25 protein-coding genes and 1 pseudogene are annotated in these 23,187 nt (G+C 38.4%); 21 read left to right on the top strand and 5 right to left on the bottom strand.

From position 1 onward, the window contains the following. Nucleotides 1–31 precede the first annotated feature (31 nt). The 4 genes and pseudogenes from NXG62_RS02015 to NXG62_RS02030 all read left to right on the top strand — a co-directional run bounded on the left by NXG62_RS02015 (nucleotide 32) and on the right by NXG62_RS02030 (nucleotide 1,865). A complete protein-coding gene (locus tag NXG62_RS02015) occupies nucleotides 32–370 on the top strand; it encodes a cupin domain-containing protein (protein ID WP_427113360.1) in 339 nt (112 codons plus the stop codon). Between the two features lie 193 nt (nucleotides 371–563). Beyond that, nucleotides 564–890, top strand: a pseudogene (locus tag NXG62_RS02020) (recombinase family protein); the annotation flags it as partial. A gap of 182 nt (nucleotides 891–1,072) precedes the next feature. Then, nucleotides 1,073–1,657 (top strand): helix-turn-helix domain-containing protein, encoded by a 585-nt coding sequence (locus tag NXG62_RS02025; protein ID WP_322351587.1) that lies wholly within the window; start codon nucleotides 1,073–1,075, stop codon nucleotides 1,655–1,657. A gap of 19 nt (nucleotides 1,658–1,676) precedes the next feature. Then, the gene (locus tag NXG62_RS02030; RefSeq protein ID WP_427113361.1) at nucleotides 1,677–1,865 is read left to right on the top strand and encodes a hypothetical protein; all 189 of its coding nucleotides are present in this window, start codon (nucleotides 1,677–1,679) and stop codon (nucleotides 1,863–1,865) included. 550 nt (nucleotides 1,866–2,415) lie between these two features. Here NXG62_RS02030 and NXG62_RS02035 read toward each other — a convergent pair. Further along, a complete protein-coding gene (locus NXG62_RS02035) occupies nucleotides 2,416–3,531 on the bottom strand; it encodes an MFS transporter (RefSeq protein WP_427113362.1) in 1,116 nt (371 codons plus the stop codon). A gap of 272 nt (nucleotides 3,532–3,803) precedes the next feature. On the opposite strand from NXG62_RS02035, the gene NXG62_RS02040 reads away from it, so the two are divergent. From NXG62_RS02040 to NXG62_RS02055, 4 genes are all read left to right on the top strand, one after another. Beyond that, complete coding sequence (locus NXG62_RS02040) at nucleotides 3,804–4,400, top strand: TetR/AcrR family transcriptional regulator (RefSeq protein ID WP_427113363.1); 597 nt, start codon at nucleotides 3,804–3,806, stop codon at nucleotides 4,398–4,400. 106 nt (nucleotides 4,401–4,506) lie between these two features. Continuing rightward, nucleotides 4,507–4,713, top strand: coding sequence for a hypothetical protein (locus NXG62_RS02045; RefSeq protein WP_427113364.1), 207 nt, complete (start codon nucleotides 4,507–4,509; stop codon nucleotides 4,711–4,713). Nucleotides 4,714–4,748: 35 nt separating this feature from the next. Next, nucleotides 4,749–5,252, top strand: coding sequence for a YoaP domain-containing protein (locus NXG62_RS02050; RefSeq protein WP_427113365.1), 504 nt, complete (start codon nucleotides 4,749–4,751; stop codon nucleotides 5,250–5,252). A gap of 145 nt (nucleotides 5,253–5,397) precedes the next feature. Then, nucleotides 5,398–6,048, top strand: coding sequence for a CatA-like O-acetyltransferase, family 3 (locus NXG62_RS02055; protein WP_427113366.1), 651 nt, complete (start codon nucleotides 5,398–5,400; stop codon nucleotides 6,046–6,048). 120 nt (nucleotides 6,049–6,168) lie between these two features. On the opposite strand, the gene NXG62_RS02060 is transcribed toward NXG62_RS02055, so the two are convergent. Beyond that, on the bottom strand, nucleotides 6,169–6,939 hold the full coding sequence (locus NXG62_RS02060; protein ID WP_427113367.1) for an ABC transporter permease: 771 nt from the start codon (nucleotides 6,937–6,939) through the stop codon (nucleotides 6,169–6,171). Further along, a complete protein-coding gene (locus tag NXG62_RS02065; protein ID WP_427113368.1) occupies nucleotides 6,936–7,592 on the bottom strand; it encodes an ABC transporter ATP-binding protein in 657 nt (218 codons plus the stop codon). The genes NXG62_RS02060 and NXG62_RS02065 overlap by 4 nt, the downstream gene beginning before the upstream one ends. 750 nt (nucleotides 7,593–8,342) lie before the next feature. Here NXG62_RS02065 and NXG62_RS02070 point away from each other — a divergent pair. Beyond that, on the top strand, nucleotides 8,343–9,329 hold the full coding sequence (locus tag NXG62_RS02070) for a potassium channel family protein (protein ID WP_427113369.1): 987 nt from the start codon (nucleotides 8,343–8,345) through the stop codon (nucleotides 9,327–9,329). Nucleotides 9,330–9,363: 34 nt separating this feature from the next. On the opposite strand, the gene eno is transcribed toward NXG62_RS02070, so the two are convergent. Further along, nucleotides 9,364–10,653 carry a phosphopyruvate hydratase gene (gene eno, locus NXG62_RS02075; protein ID WP_427113370.1) on the bottom strand — a complete coding sequence of 430 codons (1,290 nt, stop codon included), beginning with the start codon at nucleotides 10,651–10,653 and terminating at the stop codon, nucleotides 9,364–9,366. A gap of 1,005 nt (nucleotides 10,654–11,658) precedes the next feature. Here eno and NXG62_RS02080 point away from each other — a divergent pair. From NXG62_RS02080 to NXG62_RS02110, 7 genes are all read left to right on the top strand, one after another. Beyond that, nucleotides 11,659–12,465, top strand: coding sequence for a TrmH family RNA methyltransferase (locus NXG62_RS02080; protein WP_427113371.1), 807 nt, complete (start codon nucleotides 11,659–11,661; stop codon nucleotides 12,463–12,465). Between the two features lie 263 nt (nucleotides 12,466–12,728). Beyond that, a complete protein-coding gene (locus NXG62_RS02085) occupies nucleotides 12,729–15,407 on the top strand; it encodes a calcium-translocating P-type ATPase, PMCA-type (RefSeq protein WP_427113372.1) in 2,679 nt (892 codons plus the stop codon). A 95-nt stretch (nucleotides 15,408–15,502) separates the two neighbouring features. After that, a complete protein-coding gene (locus NXG62_RS02090; RefSeq protein WP_427113373.1) occupies nucleotides 15,503–15,913 on the top strand; it encodes a PaaI family thioesterase in 411 nt (136 codons plus the stop codon). Between the two features lie 156 nt (nucleotides 15,914–16,069). Then, entirely contained in the window at nucleotides 16,070–16,279 is a 210-nt protein-coding gene (locus NXG62_RS02095; RefSeq protein WP_427113374.1) for a YwbE family protein, read from the top strand. 141 nt (nucleotides 16,280–16,420) lie between these two features. Further along, the gene (locus tag NXG62_RS02100) at nucleotides 16,421–17,899 is read left to right on the top strand and encodes an Ada metal-binding domain-containing protein (protein ID WP_427113375.1); all 1,479 of its coding nucleotides are present in this window, start codon (nucleotides 16,421–16,423) and stop codon (nucleotides 17,897–17,899) included. Nucleotides 17,900–17,901: 2 nt separating this feature from the next. Continuing rightward, nucleotides 17,902–18,429, top strand: a complete 528-nt coding sequence (locus tag NXG62_RS02105; protein ID WP_427113376.1) for a methylated-DNA--[protein]-cysteine S-methyltransferase — start codon at nucleotides 17,902–17,904, stop codon at nucleotides 18,427–18,429. Nucleotides 18,430–18,471: 42 nt separating this feature from the next. Next, nucleotides 18,472–18,975, top strand: coding sequence for a prolyl-tRNA synthetase associated domain-containing protein (locus tag NXG62_RS02110; protein ID WP_427113377.1), 504 nt, complete (start codon nucleotides 18,472–18,474; stop codon nucleotides 18,973–18,975). Nucleotides 18,976–19,151: 176 nt separating this feature from the next. On the opposite strand, the gene NXG62_RS02115 is transcribed toward NXG62_RS02110, so the two are convergent. Beyond that, nucleotides 19,152–19,805, bottom strand: coding sequence for an NAD(P)H-dependent oxidoreductase (locus tag NXG62_RS02115; protein WP_322351598.1), 654 nt, complete (start codon nucleotides 19,803–19,805; stop codon nucleotides 19,152–19,154). Nucleotides 19,806–19,976: 171 nt separating this feature from the next. Here NXG62_RS02115 and NXG62_RS02120 point away from each other — a divergent pair, with 171 nt between their 5' ends. From NXG62_RS02120 to NXG62_RS02140, 5 genes are all read left to right on the top strand, one after another. Further along, nucleotides 19,977–20,312, top strand: coding sequence for a winged helix-turn-helix transcriptional regulator (locus NXG62_RS02120; protein WP_427113378.1), 336 nt, complete (start codon nucleotides 19,977–19,979; stop codon nucleotides 20,310–20,312). 109 nt (nucleotides 20,313–20,421) lie between these two features. Beyond that, a complete protein-coding gene (gene thiM, locus NXG62_RS02125) occupies nucleotides 20,422–21,258 on the top strand; it encodes a hydroxyethylthiazole kinase (RefSeq protein WP_322351599.1) in 837 nt (278 codons plus the stop codon). Between the two features lie 71 nt (nucleotides 21,259–21,329). Then, nucleotides 21,330–21,503: a hypothetical protein gene (locus tag NXG62_RS02130; RefSeq protein ID WP_427113379.1), complete on the top strand. Its 174-nt coding sequence runs from the start codon at nucleotides 21,330–21,332 to the stop codon at nucleotides 21,501–21,503. A 178-nt stretch (nucleotides 21,504–21,681) separates the two neighbouring features. Beyond that, nucleotides 21,682–22,275, top strand: a complete 594-nt coding sequence (locus tag NXG62_RS02135) for a nitroreductase family protein (protein WP_427113380.1) — start codon at nucleotides 21,682–21,684, stop codon at nucleotides 22,273–22,275. 187 nt (nucleotides 22,276–22,462) lie between these two features. Next, nucleotides 22,463–23,110, top strand: coding sequence for a sugar O-acetyltransferase (locus NXG62_RS02140; RefSeq protein ID WP_427113381.1), 648 nt, complete (start codon nucleotides 22,463–22,465; stop codon nucleotides 23,108–23,110). Nucleotides 23,111–23,187: the final 77 nt, after the last annotated feature.

Below are 23,187 nucleotides of genomic sequence, written 5' to 3' on the forward strand. Positions count from 1 at the left end.
AATTTAAAGTTCTATTATTGCGGAGAAGATTATGAATAAATTTCCTGAATTTATGACAAGACCTATGAATAAAGTTCCGATGCAGCAGCAAAATACACCGGATATTCAAGGCTGCTATTATACAGCAGCAGATGGAAGCCAAATGACTTTCTGGACATGTATGGCTGATAGAATATCCAAAGAGCACCAGCATGATTATAATGGATATATGGTTTGTTTGTCTGGTGAATATGTTATTACCATTAGTGGAGAAGAAACTGTTTTGCATTCCGGTGATGAATTGTTTATTCCGCAAGAATCTGTACAAGGCGGCAAATGCAAGGCTGAAACAAGGATTATTCGTGCATTTGGTAGTAGACGTATTATTTAGTTAAATAAAAAAATTGTAATATTAGTAAACAGGAACAAGATACTTTACAATATCGGTTGTAGGGCATCTTGTTCCTGTTTAATTATGTAATATTTTCATCAACGTGTAATTCTATAAATAATTAGGTAGTATACCGGAAGGGAGATGATAATTATTGAAGAACGCCTAAAAATTCAGGGGACGATTCGGATTTCAACATATGATAGCTGATTGCGAGGCTGGTAAAATTGATCTTATTTTGACCAAAAGTATCAGTAGGTTTACTCGTAATACACTCGATTGTTTAGATGTTGTCAGAAGAATTAAAGGTTTAAATCCTCCGGCTGGTGTATGTTTCGAAACAGAGAACCTGAATACCATTGAAACCAACGGTGAATTGATTTCTGGTGTTATCGGCTTAGTTGCGCAAGGAGAATCAGGACAAAAAGTGCGGCCATTACATGGTCATTTATTGAGTGGTGTAAAAAAAGGATTACTGTTTTTTCGACCTATAATTTATTGGGATATGATACAGATGTAAACTAACAGGCTGTTGCAGAGTACCCGTTTTATATAATCATTGGAAGTAGTGTGATATGATTTGACGAAATATGACAAATTAGTGCTATGAGAATACCATGGATAACAATCCAAACTCTACGGAGCGTTTATTGTATAAGAGATAAAATTTTTATATAATTTATTGCATGGAGGATGTAAAAAATGCAAAATACTAAAGTTGGAAATATCATTCGTACTTTACGTCAAGCTTGCAGTATGACACAAAAACAACTTGCAGACAGAATGAATATTAGTGACAAAACCGTTTCCAAGTGGGAACGTGGTTTGGGATGTCCGGATATTTCGCTCATTCCAGAACTTTCTGATATTCTCGGAGTTGATACACAAAAATTATTGATCGGTGATATAACACCAAATGATTTTGTAGGAGGTAATATGAAGAACACAACCTATTATGTTTGTCCGATATGCCACAACATTTCACTTTGTACTGGTAAAGCAGAAATTTCATGTTGCGGGAAAAAGCTAACGGCTCAGGTAATGAAAAAAGCGGTTCTAAATGAAAAATTATCGGTTCAAGTTATAGAAGACGATTGGAATATCACAAGTTTACACCCTATGACAAAAATGCATTACATTTCTTTTGTGGCTTTTGTTACGGGAGGGAGCATTTATTTAATCAAGCAATATCCAGAATGGGACTTAAATGTTCGTATTCACAAAAGAGGGCATGGAATGTTGATTTGGTACTGTACGGAACATGGATTATTTTACCAGTTGGTTTAGTCGAAAAAAGGAGAATCAAATGAAATTTATAGTATTTAATGGGAGCCCTGCTGGAGTAAATAGCAACACAAATGTGATTGCAGAATCGTTTTTAAATGGCGCAAAAAGAGCCAATGCTAGTACGGAAAATGTATTTTTAATTGATAAAAATATTATGTACTGTTGTGGTAATTTCAAATTGTGGTTTTCCAGGAGACAACAATTTTAAAACTATGAAAGTAGTATTTTCTTCCTGCAATCCTACCATTGAGATTTATCGTAACTGTGGCAGACTTTTAAAAAGCAAGGATGAAAAAATTAAAACAGTTGTAAATAAATATCTGCAAATTGTTGCGCAGTCAGGATATGAAATGGCAACACAAAATTATGTGTCGGAAAAAACAAAATCAAAGCTAAATATGCAACTTATGTCAACGCCCGATTACGTAAAATACATCAGAATGTAGAAAATTCAATAATAAAATCAGGCTAGTATAAGCGCATACATTGGTAATATAAGAAAACAGGCGCTTTGCATACATTGCAGAGTGCCTGTTTTATATAACCATGGTAAAATACGCGATAAACTTTACAAACAAGTCAAATTCTGATTGTCGGGACATTTTCACATCCATGAAGTCAACTCATTCATCGAAACCTTTGTTGGAGGCAATGGTCAATGAAGTTCGCTCAGACATGACCGAGACAAGGCCAAAGAATCAATTGACCTCAGCTGGAGAACATGGTATAAATCCCATTTCGGTTAGAAGTTGTATCTATCAGGACGCCGCTGTTCGTTCGGTGAAATAATATAATAAGGCTGCCAACGGTATTGCCATGCCTAGAATAGATGTGAACCACCAACTGCCATATGCATAGGCCCAGCCCCCTATTGCTGAACCGATGGCTCCACCGATAAAGAACACTGCCATGAATATGCCGTTTACCCGTCCGCGGATGTCGCTTCCCAGTGCATAAACTGCGCGTTGACCGAGGACAAGGTTGCCGGATACTGCCATATCCAGCGTAATTGCTGCGATGACAAACATAATCAATGATAGAGCTGGATTATCTTCAAATATATGTGTAATCACAAATGCCAGAGTTGCAATCCCAATAGCCATACCTGTCAATGGTTTTGTCCAGCCCCTGTCGGCTAGTCTTCCCGCAATAGGAGCCGCTATGGCCCCAGCCACACCAGCAAAAGCGAATAAGGCAATACCTTGTTGTGATAAGTGGAAGTGATGGGTTAGCCATAAAGGGACGACTGTCCAAAACAGACTAAAGGCACCGAATAAGCAAGCTTGATATAAGGAACGGCGGCGTAAAACCGATTTTGTTTTGAACAGTTTCCATAAGGAACGGAGCAGCGTACCATAATTCATAGTAGGTATGGGGGAACGCCTGGGAAGAATACAAGCTAATAATACTGCTAAGATAGTGGTAATAATAGCCGATAAAGCAAAAACGACCCTCCATCCAAAAAAATCTGTAATCATACTTGCAACAGGTCGAGCAAGCATGATTCCCAATAAGAGACCACTCATCACATTTCCCACAACTTGACCGCGCTGTTTTTCGGTTGCCAGGTGGGCTGCGTAGGGGACTAGGATTTGTGTTGCCACTGAACCCAGGCCAATCAACAGGGCTGAAACAAGAAAAAACAACGCCGTATGTGCCAGATATGCCGCAACCAATGCGCAAATAACGACAGCTAATGCTGCTAAAACCAGTCGCCGATTTTCCACGAGATCGCTGAGCGGCACAATAAACAGTAAACCTAAAACGTAACCGATTTGGGTCAGCGTTACGATGAAACCGGCTGAGGCAAGGGGAAGGTGTGTATCTGTGCTGATAGGGCCAACTAAGGGTTGAGTATAATAAAGATTTGCCACAATAACTCCACATGAAACAGCTAATAGGAATGTAATCCAACGAGGAGTTTTTTTATTTCGGGGTGAACATTCATCATAGAAGAATCCCTTCCTTTGTTTAGTTTATAATAGTGTTAAATACAAATACTATACGTTTAGTTTTGTATTTAACACTATTATAAACTAAACGTATAGTATTTGTAAAGACATAATTTCTTTTCTTGTAAGAAATTATATTGTATAATGTACGTATAGTTTTAACTAAAGAAAAATATACAGGAAGGTGTTGTCATTTGGAAAAGAAAAAGGGGCGTCCCCGTAACCTCGAAACACAAAAAGCTATTCTTACGGCTGCCTATGATTTGTTGTTAGAGACTGATTTTGAGACCGTAACAGTTGAAAAAATTGCCGAGCGGGCAAAAGTCAGTAAAGCGACAATCTATAAATGGTGGCCAAACAAAGCTGCCGTTGTGATGGACAGCTTTCTATCTGCTGCTTCAGCAAGGCTTCCTGTACCGGATACAGGCTCCGTTATGGATGATATAGTTATACAGGTCAACAACCTGGCCAAATTTTTGACGAGCCGGGAGGGAAAAGTAATTAATGAGTTGATTGCAGAGGGACAATTTGACCTAAAGCTGGCTGAAGAATATCGGGTAAGATATTTTTATCCTCGACGGCTGGACTCACACCATATCCTGGAGCGTGGGGTAGAACGGGGCGAATTGAGGAAAGATCTCGATATAGAGCTAAGTATAGATTTGATTTATGGGCCGCTTTTTTATCGTTTGTTAATAACTGGGGAAAAATTGGATGAATATTTTATCAGGACTTTAATTCATTACGCGTTTGCCGGAATTCAGGCAAAGGAAGAATCGCATATGCGGTGATGTTTGTTGACTGTATTCTTCGGCTAATAGCAATTTCCTGCTTGGATCAATGTTTCTTACAGGGGTGATACAAGATAAACAGGAGCGGAAAGGAGACTGTTATCGTATGATGGGACCGGATAAGAATAAACTATACCCCAATGAAACAATCAAGACGGTATGTTACATCAGTAATCTTCCCAAAAGAGCAAATGTTGAGATCGGGGATTATACACATTATAGTGATAATAAAAAGTCACCGGAACAGTTTTATGATGCCATCGATTTGATCATTTTGAAGACTTGGCGTTTGCGGATAATCCTGCTGTCTTAAAAAAGCTGCTTTGCCGATAGCATATGAGGATATCTATGGAGAATCAATTTGTAAATATAACCGCGGAAAATCTTGTTCATGAACATTTGTGCTGTATTATTCGCAGTACGAAGCTGCATTCTGGTATAAAAGTAAAGCGTCAGTGGCTTTCGGACCAATCGTTTGCAAAAAAGTATGGCTTGGAGGTTGTGGATAGTACGGAGAATGGATATGAATTGTTGGCGCGTTCTTTTGATGGAACTACCCCTAAATTTGCACCGCAGGTGAAAAATAACAGGATTGAAAATAAGGAACTGACCATATATTATGATAGGCAATGTCCTTATGTGTATCAAGCGATTGAACGGATAAAACAGTATTGCGGATTGAATCGTGTTCCGGTATCTTTCATTGAAGTAGATACATTACAAAAAGCAAAAGGATTACCTTGTGTTTTCAATAATTGGGGTGTGTTTTATAAAGGAATCTTTGAAACTGTAAATGTATTGGACATTGCCTATCTAAAAAGGATATTGAAGAAACAAAATCGTTTGTTTTAAAGGAGGGAATATCATGATTATTTGCATTGCTGCCGCTTCATACAAAGTTAGCTGCAGCGGCGATTGTATGAAGCGAGTATAGTCGCTGACGGCTGATTTTGCTATAAGTATGAATTTAATTAATATAGCAAAGAAGGCTGATGAAATGAATTATAAAAAAGTAGATTTAAAAACATATTACCGTCGTGGTGTATACCGGCATTTTTCCAAAGATTGTAAATGTTCTATTTCGATGACCCACACTATCGATGTGACTGCACTGGATGCATTTTCCAGACGGACAGAAACAAAGTTTTATATTAATTTTCTGTATATTTTAACAAAAGTGCTAAATGCCAGAGAAGATTATCGAATGGCATATCTATGGAAGAGTGATGAAGTTATTGTGTATGATCGGATTCATCCTACGCAGTACATCTTCCATGAAGATACAGAAACCTGTACGCCTGTTTATACAACTTATCATCCAGCATATAATATTTTTTATGAAGGTTGCGCAGCGGATATCGAAAAAGCCAAGCAATCCCGTCAGTATGGACTCGATATGGAGCATCATCCTAACTGGTTTGATGCATCTTATGTTTCCTGGCTGTCTTATGATGCACTGCACGTGGAACTGCCGGATGGCTATCTCTATTTTATGCCTATTGTGAACTGGGGCAGGTATCGGAAAGAAAATGGCTGTCTTGTGATGCCGGTCAGTGTCAGATTAAACCATGCCGCAGCGGATGGATATCTTTTGGCAAAGGTTTATTTGCTTTTAGCACAAGAAATAGCCGTACTCACATCGTTATAAACTGAATATATCGAAAAATTTTATTTGATTTTATAATACTAGGTATGCAAAAAGACGTTCAATACGAATATTGAACGTCTTTTTGCAATGAGCGGCTTCCTATTTGTTTTGCTGCATCGGCTATTTTATAAAGAGCAATTGTTTTTTACTATTGAAAAAACTCCGGTACGCTAAATAACAGGCGATAAATGAAGCGATGGAAGAGGTAGAAAGAAGCATAAAGGTAACCATGATCTGATATTTTATTGCTTCCATCGGAGAGGATCCGGCTAGAATTAGTCCGGTCATCATACCGGGAAGGGATACGATTCCCAGTGTTTTGGTAGAATCAATCGTTGGCAGCATGCCCGTTTTTATACAGTTGCGTATAATATCAATAGAGGAAGGCAGTATATCGGCACCCAATGAAAGTTTTGTTTCCACTTCGTCTCGTTTGTTTTTAAAATCAGATGCGATTTGCCTATAACATAATCCAAGGGCGACCATAGCATTGCCGATAATCATACCGCTGACAGGAATGATTTGGTATGGTTCATATTCAATTGTTTTTGATACAACAAGAATTGCCAGCGTTACAATGGTTCCAATTGATATAGATAAGAAAGAGATATAAAAACCATTTTTGACATCCTTGCCTCTTTTTGCAGCATTATAGGCTGCATTGAATATCATGAAAATAAGCAGGAGAGTTGTAAAAACAGGGCTTTTTAGACCAAAAATATATTCCAGGACGTATCCTACTATAATAAGTTGAACTACGGCTCGGATAACCCCAATGATGACTTCTTTTTCCAGTTTTAGCTTTTGCCAATAGGAGAAAAAAAGTGTTACAAGTACCAATGAAGATGAAATAAGTAAAGATGTTACACTGATTGCAGTTGAACTGTTCATTTTATAACCTCCAAGGACTTGATTTCGCCGTCTGTTATAGATAAGAGTTTATTCGCATATTTTCTGCTTTGTTCAGGATTATGAGTTACCCATAAAATGGTCATACCTTCTTTATTTAATGTATCAATGACGGCTTCAACAATGTTTGTATTTACCACATCAAGGGCAGAGGTAATTTCATCTAAAAGCAGGATCTCCGGTTTGAATAGTAAACTGCGTATCAGGGCTATCCGTTGTTTTTCTCCGCCGGAAAGATTTTGTACATCTTTATTCAAATAGGCGGTGGTCATATGAAACATAGAAAATAAAGCAGTGATCCTTTTTTGATCTGGATTACTGTTTCGTATGGAGAAAGGGAAATTGATATTTTCCATCACAGTATCACCAAAAAGATAAGGTGTCTGAAAACAGTAGGTAATATTTTTTCTTAACTCCGTTGGCTCATAGGAGGTAAAATTTTTGTTTTTAAAAAGGATACTGCCTTTAGTAGGGCTGATCAAATAGCTGCAAAGTTTAAGAAAAGTGCTTTTGCCGCTGCCGGACGGACCGACAATTGAAATAAAATCATTTTCTTCAATCTGCATAGATATATCGCTAAGAATGGATTTACCTTCATTATCAAAAGATACGTTTTGAAATTCAAGTAATGACAAAATAAACGCCCCCAGACTATTTTTTATTCAGGGTAAATAAAAAATTTTTATGTATGTTTCCAATACTTCTTCAAGTACGTGTGGACGGGGGAATACCGTGGTTTATGTATAATCATATTTTTGTCCAACGGACAATCCCCCTATACTATATGTACGATACTCGTATATATAGTATAGGGGGATTATTGTATTTTATCAATGAAAATAGTAAGCAAATTTTTGATGATTTTTGCGGTTATAGCCGTTATATTGGTGATGAGTCAACATCTGGTTTTATTTGAACAGGTCCATTCCGCCTATTATCAAAATCATAAAAAAGTATTGATTGAAAATATTTTAAGATTTTTTCTTGTTCCGATCAATCGTTTTCTATACTAAGGTAAGTTAAAGATTCAGTTATAGAACAAAAAAACACTAAAAAGAAGCACCAACGGTTTTAAAAATTGATTTGGTATAAAAATGGTAAGGAAATATATGTCGTAATCTGAACTTTTATTAAAATTTGAACATAGGTTGAAACATATTGAAATTTACAAGCTAGTGATAGTCTGGTAAAATAAATGCGTTGGAAATGTTGAATCGCATTAATAATAAAAGTCTTGGTTCAATACGTAATTCATTTATCCGTATGTGTAAAAATTCTGAACGATAAAGAGCCTTACCTGAAAATACAATTTCGAATTGTTTTATTAAAATCGTTGACGGGTATCAAATGGTGGGTGCAGTATATAAGAAGAAGGCGAGCTTTTGATGAATCGACTAAAATGGGCAGTAGTATATGTTCTTTGTGTAGTGACTGTTGGAATTATCGGATTTGCTTGCATTGAACATTTATCATGGCTCGATGCCATCTATGTGACAATTACTACACTTAGTACCGTTGGTTATGGAGATGTTGTTCCAACAACTGTAGCCGGAAAAATATTTACTATTTTTTTTATTGTTTCTGGCGTGGGTACGACAGGGTATATGCTTGTACTAATTTTGGGCATTATTATTGAGGGACATATAAAAGATCAGTTTGGGAGGCGCGCCATGTTACAAAAAATAGCTAAGCTTAGTCAGCATATTATTGTTTGTGGGGCTGGACGAGTCGGAGAGCAAGTAATAGGAGGTTTAAAAAACAGTGCAAGATCGTTTGTGGTAATTGAAATAGATCAGAAGAAAGCGGATTTGCTGCGGGCAGAGAATGTTATGACCATCTGTGGCGATGCCAAGTTGGATAAAGTACTTCAGACCGCAGGGGTTAAAAGAGCAGCAATTTTGGTGTCGGCATTGTCCGATGATGCTGACAATGTATACGTTACTTTATCGGCTAAAAGCCAAAATCAAGATATTATCATTGCGGCACGGGCTGATGAAGAAGAAGCGGAATCTAAGCTGAAACAGGCTGGTGCATCCATGGTCATATCGCCGTCTATTTCGGGGGGAAGACAAATATTGGCCGCTATAGAATATCCACTGGCCTATGATTTTCTTCAAAACATGTTTTATAATCAAAAATTTGATGTGGACATGGCCGAAATACGAGTTTGTGAAAAATCAAACCTTGCGGGAGAACGACTTGCGGATTTTTGGGCTAAAGAAGCTCTTAATTTAACTATCGCCGCCATTAAAAGAAACAATGTCTTTCTTTCCACTTCGATTGAAACTGAAACAATAGCGGCCCATGATATTCTTATTGTGATTGGGCAGCCTGTGTCTATTCAGAAATTGATCACATTGGCAGCAGGGTAAATCAAATGCAGATGTTCAGGACCAAAAGACATACTTACCTATTAAAAGCTTGGATGCCTGGATATACGGCAGCCTTGCCTAACTCTTCTTCGATGCGCAGCAATTGATTATATTTGGCAACGCGTTCACTGCGGTTTGGGGCGCCTGTCTTTATTTGGCATGTATTCAGGGCGACAGCCAGATCGGAGATCGTTGTGTCTTCCGTTTCTCCGGAACGATGGGAAACAATGGCTGTATAACCGGCCTTGTGTGCTTTTTTTATTGCTTCTAGGGTTTCTGAAACGGAACCAATTTGATTTAACTTGATTAAAATAGAATTTGCACAGTGTAATTTAATTCCTTTTTCAAGTCGCTCTGTATTGGTGACAAATAGATCATCTCCTACCAATTGGATTTTTTTCCCCAGCTGTTGTGTCATCCATTGCCAGCCTTCCCAATCCTCCTCGTCCAAACCGTCTTCAAGAGAATAAATAGGGTAGTTACTGCATAATTCCTGCCAGTGTTTGACTAATTCTACAGAGGTAAATGTTTGTCCGCTTTTTGGTAAAATATATTTTCCCTTAGTGTCACTTTTCCATTCGCTGGCGGCAGCATCTATAGCTAAAACAAAATCTTTTTTCGGTTCATAGCCGGCTTTTATTATGGCAGTTAAAATATATTCAATGGCTGCTGTATCACTCTTTAAGTCAGGAGCGAATCCACCTTCGTCACCGACGGAAGTTGTCATTTCTTTTGCTTTCAAGAGAACAGCTAAGGTGTGAAATACTTCAGTGCACCATTGCAAGCCTTCACGAAAGCTGGAAGCTCCTATCGGCATAATCATAAATTCCTGTACATCTACCGTATTTGCAGCATGCACGCCGCCGTTCAATATATTCATCATAGGCACGGGCAGACGGTTGGCATTTATCCCGCCCAGAAAACGATATAGTGGCAGACCTGATGCCGCTGCTGCTGCTCGTGCGCAGGCAATGGAAACGGCAAGAATAGCATTTGCCCCTAACTTAGACTTATCCGTTGTTCCATCAAGGGCTATCATTACGTTATCAATGTTATATATATCGGCTGTATCTAATCCGGACAAGGTGGGAGAAATAATTTCATTGATATGTGTTACTGCTTTAGAAACGCCTTTGCCCATGAATCGGGCGGTATCATTATCTCGCAGCTCTAACGCCTCGAATTTTCCGGTGGAGGCTCCACTGGGAACATCCCCCCGGCCTATGGTGCCATCCACTAGGCAGACTTCGGCTTCCACGGTGGGATTTCCTCGGGAATCAATGATTTCTCTGCCGATTATGTTATCAATTATTGTTTTTTTCATTATAAAACGCCCCTTCTGCTGCAGATGGTTATAAAATGATAACCTTCTTATACAGCTGTTTTTTAGTGTGTTATGTCGCTTTTTACTGTTTATTATATTGTTATAGGTATGTACTTCTATGTTTTTTTAATGATTCCAATAGAATAATGATAGGAATATTATACAGAAAATGAGAAAGAATAACAAGGAACAATAAAAATACAGATGAAAATAAAAGTGATTAAAACAGCGTAATCACGCACTGCCTAGTGTATTGACTATATCAGCATTTTTCATGCTGATATAGTCAATACATAGTGTTAAAAAGATAACAGTAATCATATAATACGTACATGAATATTTTTTTTACTGTTTTGATATGATTGGTGAGCCATGCAATATGATCAGTTATATTAACCGGAAATATGTCTTTTATTATGTTGATTAAAAAACATGCAAGGTTTGGAATACAACTGAAATAAAGATTATATTTTTACATATTTTTAAAATAAATTTTACAAAATTTTCATGTTGCTCTGCTATATTGAATAAAGAAGAATTTAAGTTTCATTGTTGAAATTGCATTGTTTGAATGCAATGGCATCGAGTATGTTTTCGATCAGGAGATGATGAAAATGGATATGATGGATCTTAACGAATTTGTATCTACCGCGGCGGTTGTCATATTGCTGGTTTCTGTTGTTGTATTGCACTTATGCCATACAAACAAAAAAGTATAGTGTAACTTTCAAGCGGAACATCTCTATGGATAGAGTGTTCCGTCTTTTTTTTATTATTCATATATGTGAATATACCAAGATAATTGCAGGGTATTCTTTATATTTATTTACATCGCCGACGGAGTGAAAAAATCTATATTTTTTATAGGAAGGTTGCCAAAAAAGCAGAAGACTCGGATAATATAGATAGTGTCATTGATGGTATCTTTGCCAATAAAACATAGTTGTATAACTTGCCTTTGATAAGAAGTATATTAATTTAAGATGATAAAGGGGATGAAGGCTTTTGGCCCGTATTATAGAAATACAAGATATAGCAGCTCCGGGATTAGCTTTGTTTGCTCATTTAACGGAAGTGCAGCTGCGCAGCCGGTTAGAACCGGAAAAGGGAATTTTTATTGCAGAAAGTCTCAAGGTGATACAGTTAGCTTTAAAAAATGGCTGTAAGCCGCTGGCCCTTTTAATGGAACGAAAACGAATTAAAGGGCAAGCGGGTTGTATTATTGAACGGTGCGGTGATATACCGGTGTACACGGGAGATAGGGAAGTGCTGGCGGACTTGACGGGATATAGACTTACCCGCGGTATTTTGTGTGCTATGGCTCGTCCGGTACTGCCGGCAGCAGAAGATTTAATCATGAAAGCCCGCAGAGTAGCAGTGTTGGATGGTATGACAGATTCTACGAATGTGGGGGCTATATTTCGTTCGGCGGCAGCTTTGAATATAGATGCTGTACTTGTTACACCTTCTTGTTGTGATCCCTTATGTCGGCGTTCCGTGCGTGTCAGTATGGGAACTATTTTTCAAGTACCGTGGACACACATGGGAACCGATATTTCCATATTGCATTCACTGGGGTTTAAGACCGCGGCTATGGCGTTATCCACGAATGCTGTAAGTATAGCAGACGAGAAATTGGCAGGAGAAAAGAAATTGGCTTTACTGTTCGGTACGGAGGGCTATGGATTGTCACAGTCTATTATTGATTCCTGTGACTATGCGGTGAAAATACCTATGTCTCATCATGTGGATTCACTTAACGTAGCAGCGGCGAGTGCAGTAGCCTTTTGGCAGCTGAGAATCAGGGAATGAATCGTATTCATTTTAGATACTCAAAATATTGAATTCTTGACAAATCGGTGTGAACATGATATGGTGTAAAAATAATTTAATGCTCCGTGAGGGAGTAGTTTGCACAGGTATTGTGTGCCAAGTCAACACACTGACCAATTGGTCTGGCTTGTCTTAAAAAACGAGACTCACGTATGGCTTTATTGCCATGCGCGGGTCTCGTTTTTTATAAGCAAACACGTGTGAGTGATATATACAAAACTTGAGCAAGGAGGAACATGTCGATGAAAGAATTTATGATGAATCAGGACGAAGTGCTGGTGCAGTTTCATACTAGCTTGTCTGATGGATTGTTATCTGATCAAATTATACAAAATCGAAATCAATATGGAAATAATTCTCTATCTCGAAAAAAGCCTAAATCATTAGCTCGCAGAATTTTTGAAGCATCTATCGAACCGATGATTTTGATGCTGATCATGGCGGGCCTGATCGATGTGGCTGTCAATGTAATTCGTACGGCTACCGGCGGTGAAGCGGATTTTTTAGAATGTGCGGGAATTTTTGTGGCAATTTTTCTTTCCGTTGTCATCACGGTGGTAATGGAGGGAAGAAGTGCAAAAGCATTTGATACCCTTTCCAAAATTAATGAAGATAATTCTGTGAAAGTTCTTCGGAATGGGGAAACGGAAATGATAGTTCAAAATGAACTCGTTGTCGGAGATATCGTTTTGCTTGCAATAGGAGATAAAATTCCGGCAGACGGAAGATTTTTGGAAGGCGTTGATTTAGAATCCGACGAATCTGCTCTTACAGGAGAAAGTGTCCCTGTAAGAAAAAATTCGGAAATTACTTTTACAGATGAAAAAACGCCTCTTGCAGAGCGCAGTAATATGCTTTATTCGGGGAACTACGTTACCAACGGATATGGAAAAATGGTAGTTACTGCAGTGGGTGATCATACGGAGTTTGGTAAAATTGCACAGGAATTGACGGATATGGGACGCACCTCTACCCCGTTGCAGGAAAAACTGGCACGTCTCGGAAAAATTATCACCCTGTTGGGTGTTATGGCGGCAATTATTGTATTTGCTGTAGAAGTTTTTTCTTTTGTACAAGCTGGCGAAGTAAACCTGGGAAATATTATGGAAGCCTTTGTTACCAGTATTGTTCTTATTGTTGCTGCTGTGCCGGAAGGGTTGCCGACAATTGTAGCCGTGTCACTTTCTATTAATATTATCAAACTGGCGGGGCAGAATGCACTGGTTAAGAAAATGATCGCATCAGAGACCGTAGGGTGTATTAACGTAATCTGTTCGGACAAGACGGGGACACTTACAGAAAATAAGATGACAGTTTCCGCTTTCTTTGACAATGTTTTTCATTCGCACCCGGAAACCTTGTCATCAGAATGGATCGCTCACAATGTCTGTCTTAATTCTACTGCAGATGTGTCTCAGGAAGGCAATTTTATCGGCAACCCGACAGAATGTGCCATGTTAAATTTTTATGAAGGATCAGAAGCCCGAAAAAAAAGCGGAAAATCATATAAGGATGAACGTGCTGCACATGATGTGCTAATGGCATTTCCTTTTTCATCGGATTTAAAGCATATGACAACGGTCAGTAATGTCGATGGCAAAATTATTTCTTATGTAAAAGGAAGTCCGGAAGCTATATTTTCAATGTGTGTTCCTTTTCCCGATTCGCAGTACCGGGAAATTAATCGGCATATTATGACGGTTCAGGAAAAAGCTATGCGTGTGATTGCTTTTGCTCATAAGGAATTGGAATCCATGCAGGATTATAGAAATGAACAATTGCATGCTAAGATGGAAACGAACATGATTTTTGATGGCTTTGTTGCTATTTCCGATCCATTAAGGGAAGATGTATACGAGGCGGTGAAAAACTGCCGCCGGGCAGGTATCGATTTAAAAATCCTGACGGGGGATAATATTATTACGGCAACGGCAATTGCCAAAGAACTTCATATTTTGGAAAATGGCCAAATTGCAGTGGAAGCTAAGGATATTTTTGATAAGGACGATGAAAAATTACTGCAGCTTCTTCCTCGTATCAGTGTGATTGCCCGCAGTACGCCTGCGATTAAAATGAGAATAGTAAAATTGCTGAAAAGTCAGGGGAATGTGGTGGCTGTTACAGGAGATGGCATTAATGATGCTCCGGCTTTGAAAAATGCTGATGTTGGTATTGCTATGGGAATTTCGGGAACGGATGTTTCAAAAGAAGCAAGTGACATTGTTTTGCTGGATGATTCTTTTTCAACAATTGTAAAGGCGATTGCTTGGGGACGTGGAATTTATGAAAATTTCAAGCATTTTATCCAATTTCAATTGACCGTTAATGTTGCTTCTGTTACGGTAGTTCTGGTTTCTATTATTCTTGGTTTTAAAGCGCCTTTTACGGCACTTCAACTATTGTGGATCAATCTTATTATGGATGGTCCCCCGGCATTGACATTGGGCTTGGAACCGATTTACAGTGATTTGATGGTACATCCGCCGACCAAGAGAAACGAGAGCATTGTTTCTATGCCAATGGTATTGAGAATTGTTTCAACAGGCATATATATCTCCATTGTATTTTTGTGCCAATATGCGTTTGATTTTTTACATGCCGGACAGGAACAGATGATAACGGTCCTCTTTACTATGTTTACGTTATTTCAGCTGTTTAACGCTTTTAATTGCCGGGAACTTCATGCGGTAAGTATTTTTAAACATTTCCTCAAAAATAAACTTATGTTAGGTGTCGTTTTTCTTACGTTTGTGCTGCAGATTTTAATTATTCAGTTTGCCGGTGCTTTTTTTGGTACTGTTCCCCTGGATGGTATGATGTGGCTGAAGATTATGGTGGTTTCAGCCAGCGTTATTTTCTTATCTGAAGTGGTAAAGCTGATATATCGCTTAGCGGTAGTTGATAAGGTGCAAATGAATTAGTTAAAACTACCTGTCATAGTGTATCATTGTGATTTTTGCTAATGTATGATATGGTAGTTAACAGCATAGTATGGGAGAGAGGACGGCGGTGTGAAATGGAACGGGATCAACGGGTGAGAAACGATAATTCATGGTGTTTTGCTTGCGGCGAAGAAAATCCAATAGGCCTTAAGCTGAAAATGAGCATACAGGGGGAATGCTGTACTGCTTATTTTACACCGCAAAAAGAACATCAAAGTTATGATGGAAATATGCATGGCGGACTTATCAGCACATTGCTGGATGAAGTTATGGGAAATTATGTATATCAAGTAGAACATCGTAAAGCATATACTGCAAAAATAGAAATTCGCTTTCGACAACCTGTGCCGATCGGTGAAACTATAAAAGTAGAAGGAAAAGTGGTAAGTCGGCATGGCAGGTTACGAATGATGGAAGGGAAGATTTGGAAAAAGGATGGTACGGTAGCAGCAGAAGCAACTGCTAGTATGATGCTTGAAACGTAGAAATAAGCATAGCTGACATTATATCTTTCACAGGAGATGCCATTGGGGAGTGCCTGACAGGTTATATTGAAGAACAGGCATTTTGCATAAAAGAACCTATTTACTTGAAGTTAGTTAACGTAGTTGTATATAATGAATATGTGGGGAGACATAAAAATGAATGGTACAGAACGAAAGAATATCAGGCCGGGCATTAGTGTAAAAATAGTACAAAAGCAACATCAAAAAACAGGGCAATTGACAGAAGGTATTGTAAAGGATATTTTGACTCGTAGTGCAGTACACCCTAGAGGTATAAAGGTACGTCTTGATACGGGTATTATTGGGAGAGTACAGGAAATTTTAGATACATCTGATAAAATATAAAAAAAATTTCATTTTGAATTTTGAGATAGAGTGGGAAGCATGTAAATTAATAGATGCTTCCTTTTTTGTCGTATATATGTCCGAAAACAGCCAGTGTTTTATGGAGGACATGATATAATATCATTATGGGAGGAGTTGCTTATGGAAGAAAAAGAACGAAGAGTATATTATGCGGCGTTTAGATCTAAAGATAGGCGGTTTGACGGACAGTTCTTTGTTGGAATTTCTTCTACTGGCATCTACTGTCGTCCTATATGCAGAGCAAGACTTCCGAAAGAAGAAAACTGCCGTTATTTTAAGACAGCGGCAGAAGCAGAACAAGCCGGATTTCGTCCTTGTCTGTTGTGCCGGCCGGAGCTTGCACCTGAAAAATCATTCACGGCAAAAGGAGAAGAAATTGCAATTCAAGCTGCCAGGTTATTAGAAGAACATTGCGGAAGTGGTGTCAGCATAACGGTCTTGGCTAAGCAGCTGGCGTGTACAGACCGTCATCTGCGGCGTGTCTTTGCGGCAGCGTATCATGTAACTCCTGTTGCATATTTGCAGACCTGCCGTCTTCTTTTGGCAAAAAGTCTGCTTACAGATACTAATCTATCTATACTTGAAATTGCTATGGCAGCGGGATTTGGAAGCCTAAGGCGCTGTAATGAATTATTTAAAAAACAGTATCATTTGGCACCAACAGTCCTTCGTAACGGATTAAAAAAGAGAAAAGAAAAAAACGAAGTACTTACCGTTGGTATAGGCTACCATCCGCCTTATGAATGGAAAAAGATGCTTGACTTTCTTGCTTTGCGGGCGATACCGGGGGTAGAAGTTGTGCAAAATGACTGCTACATGCGTACAATAAGTCAGGTTGACAGGCAGGGAATCTATCGATCAGGATGGATAAAAGTAAAAAATGATCCGGTGAGAAGTATGCTGTTAGTCACGCTGAGTGATACCTTGATTACTGTTATTCCACAGATTTTGGGCCGAATTAAGCGTTTATTTGATGTATATTGTGATCCGGAAGTCATATATACGGCATTGCTGCCCATGAATACGATAAAATCAGGATTATGTGTAAAAGGGACACGTGTACCCGGTTGTATAAATCCCTTTGAACTGGCCGTACGTGCCGTACTTGGGCAGCAAATTACGGTAAAGGCTGCAACAACGCTGGCGGGAAGATTTGCAGAAACTTTTGGGACACCGATAGAAACAACGATACAAGGATTATCCTATGTGTTTCCAACTGCCGAAAAAATTGTGGGTCTTGGGACAACTGGGGAAAATAAAATAGCATCATTGGGAATTATTTCGACACGGGCAAGGACAATTAAGGCCTTGGCGCAGTTATTTTATCAGGAGGATAATTACTGTCAAGTATATGCAGATCCAGAAAAAGAAATAAAAAAATTGCTGGCAATTCCCGGGGTCGGTGTGTGGACGGCTGGATATATAGCGATGCGGGCAATGGGATGTACCGATATTTTTTTAGAGACGGATTATGGAATAAAAAAGGCAATGGAACCTATGACTGCAAAAGAAATGCTGCAACAAGCGGAAAAATGGCGGCCGTGGCGAAGTTACGCCGTGATGAATTTGTGGGATTTTTTATCGGAAAAGGGGCATTGATTATGAAGTATGCAGCAAAAGCGCAAACACCTCTGGGGAAAGTCTTGCTGGCGAGTGATGGAAGTTATCTTACAGGCGTATGGTTTGCAGGGCAAAAATATTACGCTGCTGGTATAGGTAATGATATCATATATAATCAGCATATACCTATATTTACTCAAACTGTATCTTGGCTGCAACGGTATTTTTCGGGGGAAAATCCGAAAATAGATGAATTACTTCTTGCCCCTGCGGGAAGTACATTTAGGCAAATCGTCTGGCGAATTTTGTGTGATATCCCGTATGGACACGTTCGCACGTATGGTGATATTGCTGCGGAAGTGGCGGCATATAATGGAATAAAAACCATGTCGGCACAGGCAATCGGCGGAGCTGTGGGGCATAATCCGATTTCTATTATTATTCCGTGCCATAGAGTGGTCGGGGCTAAGGGGAGTCTCACCGGATATGCCGGCGGCATAGAAAAAAAACAACGATTGCTTGCAGCAGAAGGGGTTGATGTACGCACTTTATCTGCACTTGTGCGATGATGGCTGCGTTTATATAGACAAGTTATTTAGGAGGGAATTCGCATGGACATTCGATGTATTTTTTTAAAATCGGAGGATATTATACATCTTTTGCATGAACAACATATTCCATTTGAAATTCATCAACATCCGGCAGCGTATACTATTGATGATTTATCAAATTTAGAAATTCCGCATAAAGAACGGATTGTAAAAAATCTTTTTTTGCGTGATGATAAAAAGAAAAACTATTATTTAGTGGCACTGCCAGGATATAAAAAAATCGATCTAAAAATATTGAGCGAAAAGATTTCCAGCAGAAGACTCAGTTTTGCCAGTGAGATAACGCTGTATGAAATGATGCGTCTGGAAAAAGGGGATGTAACGCCCTTTGGCGTGTTAAATAATCAAGAGAAAAATATTACTATGATATTTGATGCTTCTTTGCAAGGTCAAATAATAGGAGTACACCCTCTTGATAACACAAAGACTATTTTTCTCTATTTCGAAGATATGCTTACATTAATTAAAGAATATGCTAAAGATGTACAGGTGCTTCCTATATAGGAAGCAAAAGCAGTGTGCGGCAATATTTTCTGACATAAAATATACTCCTTCTACGCAAACTGTTTCGGCACTTCAACCGTTGCGTAAAAAGGAGTATATTTTTCGTTCTTATTTCATAGAGATAGAATCCGTAAAAATATTAAAAGCAATATATAATTGCCAATAATACATTTTTGTCAGGTATATGCCTGGACGGCAAGGCTCACTCCCAGATCAAATGCTTTTTGACAGTCTTTTGGAAACTCTTCTTTTTTTCTTTTTGCTTTTTCTTTTTCGTTAAAACTTGTCACAACATAATTGGAATAACTGGTAAATTGGTATGTGTCAGTAACATACAATGATTTTGATGGACCTAAAATTCTTTCAAATAGTTGTTCCATACGTGTTAAATGAGGTTTGTATCCAACGGCTTTCAATTTTTCCTGCGTTACATTCATTGTATATATCAAACCAACAGGTAATTTTTTGGGGAAAAGAGTAGAATACATATTGTCATATACTAAATAGGGAAATAACAGTCGTTCCATAAAAGCTCGCACGGTTCCTGTTACATCGCCAAAATATATAGGAGAGCCAATAACTATGGCATCTGCTGTTTCGATTTTGTTGAGAATAGCGGTTAAATTATCTTTTATTGCACATCGGCCATAGCTTTTTCCGTCCTTTAGTTTGCATGCAAAACAGCTTCGACATCCTTTATAATCATAGTCATATAAATGAATAAGTTCGGTACTAAACCCCTGTGATGCAGCACCTTTCATTGAGTATTTCAATACTGTTTCCGTATTCCAACCCTTTCTTGGACTGCCGTTAAAAGCTAGATACTTCATGTCTATTCCTCCTTCTGAAATTAAATTTTCAATATACCAAACTGTATGATAACGATGCATACATATAGGGCCTTATTGACAACAGTTTATTTTTTTATCATTATATAATTACTTTAAAAAAAATAAAAGTATGCACTTTTTAGGTAGATACTATATAAAAGGAGAGGTATTATGAAATGGAATCCGGATAAATGTGATTGCTCCGTGGCGTATACATTAGCCGTTGTGGGCGGTAAATGGAAATGGCTGATTATTTACAAATTATGGAATAACGGAATTCAGCGTTATGGAGAATTAAAGAAAAGTATTCCTCATATTACTCATAAGATGTTGAGTCAACAGCTTAAAGAATTAGAATTAGAAAAATTAATTTCACGTAATGAATATCACCAGATTCCTCCTAAAGTAGAGTATGCATTGACTGAAAAAGGGACCTCGCTTATTCCTATTTTGCAGCTTATGTCGCAGTGGGGAGATGATAATAAACCTGATACAGATAGTAAGTAAAGGTATATGAGGGATAATGATATGTATAGGAGATGATCACTGGAAAGTATTTGATTATACTGTGAGTAAAAAATATAAATTTAAGTACAGGCAGATGAGGAGAATTTTAATGAATATACAAGAAGATATTCGTACACAAATGATGGAAACCGTAGAAACAGTTAAAAGAATCAAACCGATGGCGGGTTCTATTACCAATACAGTGACTATTAATTTTGTTGCTAATGCACAATTAGCTGTTGGAGGATCAGCTGCTATGGTGTATTTACCAGATGAAGGGGTTGCTATGGCTAAAGCGGGAAGTGCTATGTATATTAACGTGGGGACTATGTTCCCGTTATATGAAGAAAGTTTGCCGCTGACAGCCAGAACGTTATATGAAAATAAAAAACCATGGGTATTGGATCCGGCGGCAATTGGTATAGGTGAAATGCGCACGAATATGCTGCTGCGGTTTAAAGAATATAAACCTTCAATTATACGCGGGAATGCGTCGGAAATTATTGCGTTGGCGGGGCTGTGGAATTTGGAAGGCGGCACTGGTAAGTCAAGCGTGCGCGGTGTAGATTCGACGGATATGGTGTGTGATGCAGAAGAAGCCGCAGCAGCGTTGGCACGCTGGACGTCTGGAGCAGTTGCTGTGTCGGGAGAAGTTGATTTTATCACAGATGGCAGTCTGGGTGTATATTCTTATGGAGGTTCCCTATTTATGGAAAAAATAACGGGAGCCGGATGTTCTCTTGGGGGTGTTATGGCAGTGTATTCAGCTGTGGCGTCTCCCTTTATTGCGGCGCTTACGGGTGCGGCTATATATAACCTGGCAGGTGAGCGCGCTGCGAAAAAAGCAGAGGGACCGGGATATTTTCAGATGATTTTTTTAGATGAATTATATAAAGCATCGGCAGCGGATATTGCCGGACATGAATTTACTCTCAAAGATAGGTAACGAACCATTTATTTTGAAGACAAGAAAGAACGATTATAAAAATATTGCTTTTATTATCTAAAGATTTTGAGATGATGGCGTTTAGTGTTTTTGTTGATGTATTTGGCTGGGTCGGAAATGATTATGGGATTTTCATCGAGGTTGAGACTGGTAGACTTGTTAAAATCATGCTCGGTATTGTTAATCTTCCTGTCATTGTTGATAAAACAATAGATGAATTTCAACGGAACAGTATAATGTATTAACTGTTCTGGAGGAAGGGTTGAAGAAATTTACTCTTCTTTCCGGTATTCATTTGAATCACTCCTTTTTATTTGGTATAATCCAACTATATAATGTAGAGTAACTCTATATCAAAAGGCAATATGACTACTGCAGAATACGGTTTAATTGGAATATAATTGAGAAAGGAATGGCTGCCAAATGATTAAAGAAATTATGGAAAGACGGAGTATTCGAAAATTTTCTTCCCAGCCAATAGATAAAATAGATATTTTGCATATTATAGAAAGCGGGACAAAAGCACCATCAGCTAAAAACAGACAGCCGTGGAAGTTTATAGTTGTTCAGGGGAATGCGAAAGAAAAGATGCTGCAGGCTTTTTATAACGGCGTACAGCGTGAGGAAAATGGGACGGCGTGTTTGCCCGGAAGTGTACAATTTATTTCAGGCGCACGGTATACTATAGAAATAATGAAACAAGCTCCGGTTATTATTTTTGTTCTCAATACGATGGGAAAAAACATGTTTTCTTCTATGACAGATGAGGATAGAGTGTTTGAGGTGTGCAATATTCAATCCGTTAGTGCGGCTATACAAAATATGTTGTTAGCAGCTACAGAAAGGAAAATCGGCAGTCTTTGGATATGTGATATTTATTTTGCTTATCAGGAATTATGTAAATGGCTGGATCATGATGGAGAATTGCTGGCAGCGATTGCTTTAGGGTATCCCGAGGAGCAGCCGAAACCGCGGCCAAGAAAGAAAATAGAGGAAGTTGTCGAGTGGATGGGGTAATTTAATAGAGGTAAAAGAGTTATCGTGGGGCAGTCTGAATGAAGATGGGGGACTGTATGAATCTCTGAAAAGAGAAATAGGCATACCTTTCGGTAATAAACATTAACGCTGCAGACAGGAAAATAATAGGGAGTTTATCTTGCTTGCAATAAAATGTATTATCGTAAGTGGGATAGGAGGGGATCTTGTGAAGGAAGAAGAAAAAATTTTTGCAGGATATATATTCAACAACCGGACTAAAGAACTTGTGGATATTAAACATAAAGCGCATGATGCTTGTAAAAGATATAATGCGATGGATGAATCTGATCCGCTTCGGTCGGCTGTTGTAAAAGAATTTATTGGAGATATTGGGAACACGTACTATTTTCAAGGACCTATGCAATTTAATTATGGTTGCCATACATTCATCGGAGAAAACTTCTTTGCTAATTTTAATTTAACAATTATGGATGATGGGTGTATTTATATTGGCGATAATGTTTGTTTTGGACCTAATGTCTCTCTCATGGCGACAAACCACCCGCTTATCGCACAAGAACGTTTGGGATTGAATAAAGATGGCACTATGACGATGGCCGAATATGCCGATTCTATTCATATTGGAGATAATGTTTGGCTGGCTTGTAATGTGGTTGTTTTGGGTGGCGTACACGTTGGCAATAATGTTGTTATCGGGGCGGGAAGTGTTGTAACAAAAGATATTCCAGAAGGATATTTGGCCTTTGGAAATCCGTGCCGCCCATATCGAAAAATTACGGCATTGGATACGAAAGCTCATCTTATTTTGGAAGAAGATCGAGATTATTTTGCCTGTAATTTATATCACAAGTAAAAAGTATCACTTGTCAAGTATAATTTTATTTAAAAATATCCGTAGACATCATACGAGGTGCGTATTAACCTGGTATG

It is taken from the genome of Megasphaera sueciensis (genome assembly GCF_050219315.1).
Taxonomy (GTDB): Bacteria; Bacillota; Negativicutes; order Veillonellales; family Megasphaeraceae; genus Megasphaera_A; species Megasphaera_A sueciensis.

Excerpts from the sequence above, each read along its gene's own strand:
- NXG62_RS02015 (WP_427113360.1), top strand. The coding sequence starts at position 32 with ATGAATAAATTTCCTGAATTTATGACAAGACCTATGAATAAAGTTCCG.
- NXG62_RS02025 (WP_322351587.1), top strand. The coding sequence starts at position 1,073 with ATGCAAAATACTAAAGTTGGAAATATCATTCGTACTTTACGTCAAGCT.
- NXG62_RS02030 (WP_427113361.1), top strand. The coding sequence starts at position 1,677 with ATGAAATTTATAGTATTTAATGGGAGCCCTGCTGGAGTAAATAGCAAC.
- NXG62_RS02045 (WP_427113364.1), top strand. The coding sequence starts at position 4,507 with ATGATGGGACCGGATAAGAATAAACTATACCCCAATGAAACAATCAAG.
- NXG62_RS02050 (WP_427113365.1), top strand. The coding sequence starts at position 4,749 with ATGGAGAATCAATTTGTAAATATAACCGCGGAAAATCTTGTTCATGAA.
- NXG62_RS02055 (WP_427113366.1), top strand. The coding sequence starts at position 5,398 with ATGAATTATAAAAAAGTAGATTTAAAAACATATTACCGTCGTGGTGTA.
- NXG62_RS02060 (WP_427113367.1), bottom strand. The coding sequence starts at position 6,939 with ATGAACAGTTCAACTGCAATCAGTGTAACATCTTTACTTATTTCATCT.
- NXG62_RS02070 (WP_427113369.1), top strand. The coding sequence starts at position 8,343 with ATGAATCGACTAAAATGGGCAGTAGTATATGTTCTTTGTGTAGTGACT.
- eno (WP_427113370.1), bottom strand. The coding sequence starts at position 10,653 with ATGAAAAAAACAATAATTGATAACATAATCGGCAGAGAAATCATTGAT.
- NXG62_RS02085 (WP_427113372.1), top strand. The coding sequence starts at position 12,729 with ATGAAAGAATTTATGATGAATCAGGACGAAGTGCTGGTGCAGTTTCAT.
- NXG62_RS02090 (WP_427113373.1), top strand. The coding sequence starts at position 15,503 with ATGGAACGGGATCAACGGGTGAGAAACGATAATTCATGGTGTTTTGCT.
- NXG62_RS02095 (WP_427113374.1), top strand. The coding sequence starts at position 16,070 with ATGAATGGTACAGAACGAAAGAATATCAGGCCGGGCATTAGTGTAAAA.
- NXG62_RS02100 (WP_427113375.1), top strand. The coding sequence starts at position 16,421 with ATGGAAGAAAAAGAACGAAGAGTATATTATGCGGCGTTTAGATCTAAA.
- NXG62_RS02105 (WP_427113376.1), top strand. The coding sequence starts at position 17,902 with ATGAAGTATGCAGCAAAAGCGCAAACACCTCTGGGGAAAGTCTTGCTG.
- NXG62_RS02110 (WP_427113377.1), top strand. The coding sequence starts at position 18,472 with ATGGACATTCGATGTATTTTTTTAAAATCGGAGGATATTATACATCTT.
- NXG62_RS02115 (WP_322351598.1), bottom strand. The coding sequence starts at position 19,805 with ATGAAGTATCTAGCTTTTAACGGCAGTCCAAGAAAGGGTTGGAATACG.
- NXG62_RS02120 (WP_427113378.1), top strand. The coding sequence starts at position 19,977 with ATGAAATGGAATCCGGATAAATGTGATTGCTCCGTGGCGTATACATTA.
- thiM (WP_322351599.1), top strand. The coding sequence starts at position 20,422 with ATGAATATACAAGAAGATATTCGTACACAAATGATGGAAACCGTAGAA.
- NXG62_RS02130 (WP_427113379.1), top strand. The coding sequence starts at position 21,330 with ATGATGGCGTTTAGTGTTTTTGTTGATGTATTTGGCTGGGTCGGAAAT.
- NXG62_RS02135 (WP_427113380.1), top strand. The coding sequence starts at position 21,682 with ATGATTAAAGAAATTATGGAAAGACGGAGTATTCGAAAATTTTCTTCC.